General features: G+C 63.6%; 2 protein-coding genes. One reads left to right on the top strand and one right to left on the bottom strand.

Annotated features, from left to right (window positions below):
• Positions 1-72: 72 nt before the first annotated feature.
• Positions 73-573 (bottom strand): beta-class carbonic anhydrase, encoded by a 501-nt coding sequence (locus BST27_RS30220; RefSeq protein ID WP_069418844.1) that lies wholly within the window; start codon positions 571-573, stop codon positions 73-75.
• Between the two features lie 183 nt (positions 574-756).
• Between BST27_RS30220 and BST27_RS30225 the strand changes: the two genes are divergently transcribed.
• Positions 757-1,722: ABC transporter permease (locus BST27_RS30225; protein WP_083148824.1), on the top strand; the 966-nt coding region annotated here is incomplete at its 3' end.

Here is a 1,722-nt window from a genome sequence, read left to right on the forward strand (position 1 = left end):
ACCCCGAGGGAAAGCTGCTTGCGAAAGCCCTCGCCCTCTACAAGGTGGGCTGACTCAAGCCGCGTTGACGAGTTACGACTCGTCGAGGGTGATCTCCTCGAGCTTGCCGGTGGCCACGTCGAAGATGAAGCCGCGCAGCGACTCGTGCTTTGTCACGAACGGGCTGTTCTGGATGCGGCGCAACGACTGCCGGACGTCCTCGGCAATGTCCGGGAAGGCCTCGGCCGCCCACGGCGGCTTGACCCCGATCTCGTCCTGGATGCCGCGCTTGAAGTCGTCGTCGGTGAAGGTGAGCATCCCGCAGTCGGTGTGGTGAATCAGGATGATCTCTTTCGTCCCCAGTAACCGCTGGCTGATGGCGAGCGAACGGATCGCGTCGTCCGTGACGACTCCCCCGGCGTTGCGGATGACGTGCGACTCGCCCTCGTTGATGCCGAGCACACGGTAGACGTCGAGCCGAGCGTCCATACACGCCAAGACCGCGATGTGCTTGCTCGGCGGCAGCGGCAGCGGACCCTTGAAGGTGCTCGCGTACTCGGCGTTGTTGGCCAAGTATTCGTCGGTAACCGTCACGCAAGTCTCCTTAGTTATTGGCATTTTTACGTTTGCTAACCAGAGTCGAACCGCGCTGGATTTTAACAACGGGCCCGCGTCACCACACTAATCAAGATCAGCTGGATTGAAACGGTCGCGTGTGCGGTGGTTGCCGTCGACGAGTCCTCGCTACCCTGTCCCAATGCGGCACGGTGGTCGGGCATGACGCGCTTCCTGGTGCGTCGCCTGCTCAACTACATCATTCTGCTTGCGCTGGCGTCGTTTCTGACCTACTGCCTGACCTCGGCGGCGTTCCGGCCGTTGGAGAGTCTGATGCAGCGAAGTCCGCGCCCAGCCCAATCGGTGATCGACAAGAAGGCGCACGACCTCGGCTTGGACAAGCCCATCCCGGTCCGTTACGCCAACTGGGCTTCCCACGCTGTGCGCGGCGATTTCGGCAAGACCATCACCGGGCAACCCGTCGGGGAAGAACTCGGGCGTCGCATCGGAGTCAGCGTGCGGCTACTGGTGGTCGGCTCCGTGGTCGGCACGGTGTTGGGCGTCGTGCTCGGCGCATGGGGCGCCATCCGGCAATATCGGCTCAGTGACCGCGTCGTCACCGCGGTGGCACTGCTGATCATCAGTACACCGACGTTCGTCATAGCCAACCTGCTGATCCTGGGTGCGTTGCGGGTCAACTGGGCGCTGGGCGTGCAACTCTTCGACTACACCGGAGAGACCTCGCCCGGTGTGACCGGCGGATTCTGGGACAACCCGGGCGACCGGGTGCAGCACTTGATTCTGCCGACACTCACGCTGGCATTGGGCGGTGCCGCCGGGTACAGCCGGTATCAGCGCAACGCCATGCTCGACGTGCTCGGACAGGACTTCATCCGCACCGCACGTGCCAAGGGGCTGACCCGCCGACGCGCCCTGGTCAAACATGGGCTGCGAACCGCATTGATACCGATGGCGACGCTGTTTGCCTACAGCGTCGCCGGCCTGGTCGCCGGGGCTGTGTTCGTCGAAAAGATATTCGGCTGGCACGGCATGGGCGAATGGGCCATCCGGGGTGTGTCAACCCAGGACGCCAACATCGTCGCGGCGATCACCTTGTTCTCCGGCGCCGTCGTGCTGCTGGCCGGCCTGCTCTCCGACATCATCTACGCGGCTCTCGATCCCCGGGTG

The sequence above is a fragment of the Mycobacterium intermedium genome (genome assembly GCF_002086275.1).
GTDB lineage: Bacteria > Actinomycetota > Actinomycetes > Mycobacteriales > Mycobacteriaceae > Mycobacterium > Mycobacterium intermedium.